Origin of the sequence: Hydrogenophaga sp. 70-12 (genome assembly GCF_001897365.1) — a bacterium.
Lineage (GTDB): Bacteria > Pseudomonadota > Gammaproteobacteria > Burkholderiales > Burkholderiaceae_C > Hydrogenophaga > Hydrogenophaga borbori.
The window spans coordinates 1-7,166 of record NZ_MKSS01000335.1 but is presented as its reverse complement, the minus strand read 5'-3'; the positions used below and the strand labels follow the sequence as shown (position 1 = coordinate 7,166).

The window sequence follows — 7,166 nt, the reverse complement described above, 5'->3', positions numbered from 1 at the left end:
CCCCCGGGTGTACCGGGGAACAGATGGCCGGGAGCGGCGCCTGCCCGGGCGTCGGTGTGGCGCTGAAGAAACGCCTCGGCCTGTTCGCTGCCCTCGGCGCGGAACACCGAGCAGGTGGCGTAAAGCAGGCGCCCACCGGGCCGCAACAGCGGCCACAGGGCGTCGAGCAGGGCCCGCTGGGTGCCCGCCAGGGCCGCCACGTCGCTGTCGCGGCGCAGCCAGCGCACGTCCGGGTGGCGGCGCACGATGCCCGAGGCCGTGCAGGGGGCGTCGAGCAGGATGGCGTCGAAGGGCCGGCCGTCCCACCAGTCGGCGGGGCGGGCGGCGTCGGCGTGGCGCACCTCGGCCACCAGGCCCAGGCGGTGCAGGTTGTCGCTGATGCGGGTGCAGCGCTCGGCGTCGACGTCCAGCGCCAGCAGCTCGGCATCGGCGCGCTCCAGCAGGTGGGCGGTCTTGCCGCCGGGCGCGGCGCAGGCGTCCAGCACGCGCGGGCGCGCGGCGAGCCCGTCGAGCAGCAAGGGCGCGGCCAGTTGCGCGGCCTCGTCCTGCACCGAGCAGTGACCCCCGGCGAAACCGGGGATCTGGTCGACCGGCAGCGGGCGCGCCAGCTCCAGCCCGTCCTCGCCCACGGGCCGGCTGGCCACGCCCTGGTCGGCGAGCGCACGGGCCAGGGCCTCGCGATCGGCGCGGCGGCGGTTGACCCGCAGCGTCATGGGCCCGGGCCGGTTGTTGGCCAGCAGCAGGCGCTCCCAGTCCGCCGGGTGGTCGCGCCGCAGGCGTTCGATCCACCAGGCCGGGTGGTTCCAGCGCGCCACCGGGTCCTGGGCCAGCGGGGCCTGCAGCGAAGCGGCCTCGCGCAGGTAGCGGCGCAGGCAGGCGTTGAGGAAACCGGCCTGGCGCTGCCAGCGCTTGTCCTTCTGGGCCGCGCGCACGGCCTGGTCGACCACGGTGTGCGCGGAGTAGCTGGCGCCGGGGGCGTCGGGCACCAGCAGCAGCGCCAGCGCCACGCACATGAGCGCGCGCAGCGGCGGCGGCGGCGCGCGGTCGGCCAGGCGGGCCACCAGCGCCTCGCAGCTGCCGAGCTGGCGCAGGCTGTGAAAAGCCAGCGCCTGCACGCCCGGGCGCAGCGGCGCGGGCACGGCCGCGAGCGCGTCGCCCAGCGAGCGGCCCTGGCGCACCGCGAGCACCGCCTGGGCCGCCAGCGCGAGCTGCTCGCTGAGCGCGGGGGCCGGCAGCGACCCGCGCGGCGGTCGCGCGTGGGAGCCCGTGTTCATGCGTGCACCACGGTGGGGTCGCCCACCGGGCGCTGCGCCGGCAGGGGCAAGGGGCCCATGTGCCGGCCGTAGATGCGGCGCACCCGCTCGGCCAGCGGCGGGTGCGAGTCGAAGCGGCGCGCGAGCGCGCCGTGCCCGTGGCCCACCAGCAGCAGGTGCTGCAGCGAGGGGCCCACCGCGCGCGGTGGCAGGCCCTCGCGCTGCTGCGTCATGACCTTGCGCAGCACGCCGCCCAGGCCGTCGCGGCTGCGCGTCCACTGCACGGCGCGCGCGTCGGCCAGGTACTCGCGCTGGCGCGACACCGCCGCCTGCAGCGCATGGCCCGCGACCCAGCCGAGCCAGCCCACGCCCATGAGGCACAGGCCCATCAGCGCGCCCATGAAGCGGCGGCCGTCCTCGCCCGGTTCGGCCAGGCGCTGGCCCAGGCGATAGACCATCTCCAGCCCGAACACCATGCCCGCCAGCCGCAGGTTCAGGCGCGTGTCGCCTTCGCCGATGTGGCCCAGTTCATGCGCGACCAGGCCTTGCAGCTCCTCCCGCGTGAGGTGGTCGAGCGCGCCCTGGGTGACGGCCACCACCGCGTCCTGCGGCGTCCAGCCGGTGGCGAAGGCGTTGATGGCCTGGTCGCGCGCCACCACCATGGCGGTGGGGCGCGGCAGGCCCGAGGCGATGGACAGCTCGTCGACGATGTTGACGAAGCGCTGCTCGTCGAGTTGGCCCGAGGGCCGCGCCGCGCGCGCGCCCATGCGCTCGGCCAGCCGCACGCCCCCCTGGTGTTTCAACTGCGAGGTTTCGAGCCACCAGCCGCCCAGCACGAAGAGCAGGGTCACGCCGGTGTTCACGGCCCAGAAGTGGCGCGGGAAGTACCACCCGCCCGCCAGCCAGAGCGGCCCCGACAGCAGCCAGCCCACGGCGAGGGCCGCGTTGACGGCCAGCACCAGCAGCAGCACGGTGAGGCCGAAGGCCACCACCAGGCGCCGGCTTTGGGCCCGCGCGTCGCGCTGGGAGTCAATAAAACGCATGGCTGTCGGGTGAGGATGCTGGCGCGCCCCGGTCGAACCGAGTGGTACCACGGAACCGGCTCTGCCGGGCCGTTGGTGCCGCCCCCGTGAAGGGGGTCGCGCGAAGCGCGGCGGGGGTGAGCTTCAGAACCGCACCTTGACCGGCTCGCGCTCGGCCTCGCTGGTGGTCGCTTCCAGCATGGCCTGGGGCTGGAAGTTGAACAGGCGCGCGACGATGAGCGTGGGGAACTGCTGCGCGGCGTCGTTGAAGTCGTTGGCCTGGTCGTTGTAGGCCTGGCGCGCGAAGCCGATGCGGTTCTCGGTGCTGGCCAGCTCTTCGCTGAGCTCGCGCATGTTCTGGTCGGCCTTGAGCTCGGGGTAGTTCTCCACCACCGCCATGAGGCGGCCAAGCGCGCCGCCCAGCAGCTGCTCTGCGCCCGACAGGGTGCCCATGACGCCCGGCGCCAGCGGCGCGCTGGCGGCGGCCTGCTCGGCGCTGCGCGCCTGGTTGCGCGCGGCGATCACGGCCTCCAGCGTCTGCGCCTCGTGCTCGAGGTACTTGCGGGCCACTTCTACCAGGTTGGGGATCAGGTCGTGCCGGCGCTTGAGCTGCACGTCGATCTGCGCGAACGCATTGGCGATGCCGTTGCGCAGGCGCACGAGCCGGTTGTAGGCCCCGACCGCCCAGAAGAACACCACCAGCGCCACCAGCAGCAGCACCCATTGCAGAACACCCATTGCGTGTTTCCTCCTCGCTCACCCGTGATTCGCGGGCGGGGGACTATAGCGCGCGGGGTATGCGCGCCCAAAGAAAAAGCCCCCGGCCTGTCGACCGGGGGCTTGTCGGCGGTGACGGGCGTCGGACCGCTTACTCGGCGGACTCGCCAGCCGCCGCGTCGGCCTGGTCGGCCGCCAGCGACAGGGCGTCGGCCTCGGCGATGGCGCGGCGCTCTTCGTCGTCCATCTTCTCCTTGACCTTGCGCGCCTCGTGGTAGGCCATGCCGGTGCCCGCGGGGATCAGGCGGCCGACGATGACGTTCTCCTTGAGGCCACGCAGCTCGTCGCGCTTGCCCATGATGGCCGCTTCGGTCAGCACGCGCGTGGTCTCCTGGAAGGAGGCCGCGGAGATGAACGAGTCGGTCGACAGCGAGGCCTTGGTGATACCGAGCAGCACGTTGCTGTAGGTCGCGGGGATCTTGCCGTCGGCGCGCAGGGCGTCGTTGGTGTTGAGGATCTCCGAGCGCTCCACCTGCTCGCCGCCGATGTAGGACGAATCGCCGGGGTTCTCGACCACGACGCGGCGCAGCATCTGGCGAACGATCACCTCGATGTGCTTGTCGTTGATCTTCACGCCCTGCAGTCGGTAGACGTCCTGCACCTCATCGACGATGTAGCGCGCGAGCTCTTCCATGCCCAGCAGGCGCAGGATGTCCTGCGGGTCGGCCGGGCCGTCGACGATGCTCTCGCCCTTGTTGACCACCTGGCCTTCGTGCACCAGGATGTTCTTCTCTTTCGGGATGAGCTCTTCCCAGACCTTGCCCTCGGGGTCGGTGATCTGCAGGCGGATCTTGCCCTTGGTCTCCTTGCCGAAGGACACGGTACCGGTCATCTCGGCGAGGATGCCGGCGTCCTTGGGCGAACGCGCCTCGAACAGCTCGGCCACGCGCGGCAGACCACCCGTGATGTCGCGGGTCTTCTGGCCTTCGACCGGGATGCGGGCCAGCACCTCGCCGGGGCCCACGTCCTGGCCATCGCGCACCTGGATCAGGGCGCCGACCTGGAAGCCGATGGTCACGGCGTGGTCGGTGCCGGGGATCTTCACCTCGCTGCCGGACGCGTCGATCAGCTTGACCTGCGGGCGCACCACTTTCGTGGCGCCGCGGCGCTTGGGATCGATCACCACCAGCGTGGACAGACCGGTCACGTCGTCGACCTGCTTGGCGACCGTGAGGCCCTCTTCCACGTTTTCGAACTTCACCGTGCCGGCGAATTCCGTGATGATGGGTCGGGTCAGCGGGTCCCAGTTGGCCAGGATGGTGCCGGCCTTGATCTGCTGGTCGGGCTTGATCGCCAGGATGGCGCCGTAGGGCACCTTGTGGCGCTCGCGCTCGCGGCCGTGTTCGTCCTGGATGATGATCTCGCCCGAACGCGCGATCACCACCAGCTCGCCCTTGGAGTTGGTCACGTAGCGCATGGTGGCGTTGAAGCCGATCACGCCGCTGGACTTGGCTTCCACGCTGGAGGCCACCGCCGCGCGCGAGGCCGCGCCGCCGATGTGGAAGGTGCGCATGGTCAGCTGCGTGCCGGGCTCGCCGATCGACTGCGCGGCGATCACGCCCACCGCCTCACCGATGTTGGCCAGGCCACCGCGGCCGAGGTCGCGGCCGTAGCACTTGGCGCACAGGCCGTAGCGGGTCTCGCAGGTGAGCGCGGTGCGCACCTTGACCTCGTCGACGCCGGCGGCCTCGAGCAGGTCGAGGGTGTCCTCGTCGAGCATTTCGCCCGCGGGCACGAGCTGCTGGCGCGTCTCGGGATGGATCACTTCCTCGGCCGTGGTGCGGCCCAGGATGCGGTCGCGCAGCGACTCGATGACCTCACCGCCCTCGACGATGGCGCGCATCAGCGTGCCGTTGGAGGTGCCGCAGTCCTGGTGGGTGACCACCAGGTCCTGCGTCACGTCCACCAGGCGGCGCGTCAGGTAACCCGAGTTCGCGGTCTTCAGCGCCGTGTCGGCCAGGCCCTTGCGGGCGCCGTGCGTGGAGATGAAGTACTGCAGCACGTTGAGGCCTTCACGGAAGTTCGCCGTGATGGGGGTCTCGATGATGGAGCCGTCGGGCTTGGCCATCAGGCCGCGCATGCCGGCCAGCTGGCGGATCTGCGCCGCGGAACCGCGGGCGCCCGAGTCGGCCATCATGTAGATGGAGTTGAACGACTCCTGGTCCACTTCCTTGCCGCTGCGGTCCGTGGTCTTCTGCTTGGCCAGCTGGGCCATCATGACCTTGGAGATCTCGTCACCGGCCTTGCCCCAGATGTCGACCACCTTGTTGTAGCGCTCGCCGGCGGTCACCAGACCGGAGGCGTACTGCTGGGCGATCTCCTTCACCTCGGACTCGGCGCGCTCGATGATGCCGCTCTTCTCCTTGGGCACCAGCATGTCGTCGACGGCGATCGAGATGCCCGCGCGCGTGGCCAGGCGGAAGCCGTTCTGCAGCAGCTTGTCGGCGAAGACCACGGTCTCCTTCAGGCCGCACTTGCGGAAGCTCGCGTTGATGAGGCGCGAGATTTCCTTCTTCTTGAGCGGCTTGTCCAGCACCGAAAAGGGCAGGCCCTTGGGCAGGATCTCGGACAGCAGCGCGCGGCCCACGGTGGTGTCGACCAGCTTGAGGCCCGCGACGAACTCGCCGCTGGCCTTGTCCTTGGTCCACTCGACCAGGCGCACGCTCACGCGCGCGGTGAGTTCCACCACGCCGTTGTCCAGCGCGCGCTGCAGCTCGGGCAGGTCCGCGAAGATCATGCCTTCGCCCTTGCCGTTGATCTTCTCGCGCGTGGCGTAGTACAGGCCCAGCACCACGTCCTGCGAGGGCACGATGGAGGGTTCGCCGTTGGCCGGGAACAGCACGTTGTTGGAGGCCAGCATCAGGGTGCGGGCTTCCAGCTGGGCTTCCACGGACAGCGGCACGTGAACGGCCATCTGGTCACCGTCGAAGTCGGCGTTGAAGGCCGCGCAGACCAGCGGGTGCAGCTGGATCGCCTTGCCCTCGATCAGGATGGGCTCGAAGGCCTGGATGCCCAGGCGGTGCAGCGTGGGCGCGCGGTTCAGCAGAACCGGGTGCTCCTTGATGACCTCTTCGAGGATGTCCCACACCACGGGGGTGCCGGCTTCCACTTCCTTCTTCGCGGCCTTGATGGTGGTCGCGATGCCCATGGCTTCCAGGCGCGAGAAGATGAAGGGCTTGAACAGCTCCAGCGCCATCAGCTTGGGCAGGCCGCACTGGTGCAGCTTGAGCGTCGGACCCACCACGATGACCGAACGGCCCGAGTAGTCGACGCGCTTGCCCAGCAGGTTCTGGCGGAAGCGGCCGCTCTTGCCCTTGATCATGTCGGCCAGGGACTTGAGCGCGCGCTTGTTGGCGCCCGTCATGGCCTTGCCGCGGCGGCCGTTGTCCAGCAGGCTGTCCACGGCTTCCTGCAGCATGCGCTTCTCGTTGCGCGCGATGATCTCGGGCGCCTTGAGTTCGAGCAGGCGCTTGAGGCGGCTGTTGCGGTTGATGACGCGGCGGTACAGGTCGTTGAGGTCGGAGGTCGCGAAGCGGCCGCCGTCCAGCGGCACCAGCGGACGCAGGTCCGGCGGCAGCACGGGCAGCACGTCGAGCACCATCCACTCGGGCTTGATGCCCGAGCGCTTGAAGGCCTCGAGCACCTTCAGGCGCTTGGCGTTCTTCTTGATCTTGAGTTCCGAGCCGGTCAGGTCGTTGCGCAGCTTCTCGATCTCGATGTCGAGGTCGATGTTCTCCAGCAGCTCCTTGATGCCCTCGGCGCCCATCTTGGCGACGAACTCGTCACCGTACTCCTTGCGCTTGGCGTCGAAGTCGTCCTCGGACATGATGCCGAACTTCTTCAGCGGGGTCATGCCGGGGTCGGTCACCACGTAGGCCTCGAAGTACAGCACGCGCTCGATGTCGCGCAGCGTCATGTCGAGCACCAGGCCCAGGCGCGACGGCAGCGACTTCAGGAACCAGATGTGCGCGCAGGGCGCGGCCAGGTCGATGTGGCCCATGCGCTCGCGGCGCACCTTGGTCTGGGTCACTTCGACGCCGCACTTCTCGCAGATCACGCCACGGTGCTTCAGGCGCTTGTACTTGCCGCACAGGCACTCGTAGTCCTTGATGGG

4 protein-coding genes are annotated in these 7,166 nt (G+C 70.2%); all 4 read right to left on the bottom strand.

The window, feature by feature from the left end; genetic code table 11:
• Positions 1-1,274, bottom strand: a 1,274-nt coding sequence (gene rsmB / locus BGO22_RS17410) for a 16S rRNA (cytosine(967)-C(5))-methyltransferase RsmB (protein ID WP_286851971.1), incomplete at its 3' end; no start/stop codon positions are given.
• Entirely contained in the window at positions 1,271-2,296 is a 1,026-nt protein-coding gene (locus BGO22_RS17405; protein WP_286851969.1) for a M48 family metalloprotease, read from the bottom strand. The genes rsmB and BGO22_RS17405, both read right to left, overlap by 4 nt.
• A 123-nt stretch (positions 2,297-2,419) precedes the next feature.
• Positions 2,420-3,013 carry a LemA family protein gene (locus tag BGO22_RS17400; protein ID WP_204743920.1) on the bottom strand — a complete coding sequence of 198 codons (594 nt, stop codon included), beginning with the start codon at positions 3,011-3,013 and terminating at the stop codon, positions 2,420-2,422.
• A gap of 130 nt (positions 3,014-3,143) precedes the next feature.
• Positions 3,144-7,166: DNA-directed RNA polymerase subunit beta' (gene rpoC, locus BGO22_RS17395; RefSeq protein WP_286851967.1), on the bottom strand; the 4,023-nt coding region annotated here is incomplete at its 5' end.